Raw genomic sequence first — 311 nt, 5'->3', positions numbered from 1 at the left:
GCCGCGCCCTTCAGGTAGTTCGGCGGAATGGTCCAGATAATGGCTGCGGCCGCGAAATAGCTCACCGAAACGAGACTCAGGCACGCGATGGCGGCAACCGAGTTGTGCGTCAGCACCGTCAGGAGCACCGCGCCCGTGGCGCCCGCTGTCGTCGACAGCACGAAGTGCCAGCGGCGCTCGAGCCGCAGGTCGGAGCTGCGTGCGATCAGCAGCATGGCAACCGCGCCGACGATATAAGGCAGCGCCGACAGGAAGCCGATCTGCAACAGGTCGGAAACGCCCGCCTGTTTGATGATCGTGGGCGTCCAGTA

The 311-nt window shown here is 65.0% G+C and carries 1 protein-coding gene; it reads right to left on the bottom strand.

The genetic code is table 11. The features are described 5' to 3' along the window. A partial coding sequence (locus HWY30_RS41000) for an MFS transporter (RefSeq protein ID WP_341809970.1) occupies positions 1–311 on the bottom strand: 311 nt, incomplete at both ends.

This window comes from Paraburkholderia tuberum STM678 (assembly GCF_902833905.1).
GTDB lineage: Bacteria > Pseudomonadota > Gammaproteobacteria > Burkholderiales > Burkholderiaceae > Paraburkholderia > Paraburkholderia tuberum.
The sequence above is the reverse complement of the archived record's forward strand: the minus strand, read 5'-3'. Positions and strand labels throughout refer to the sequence as shown.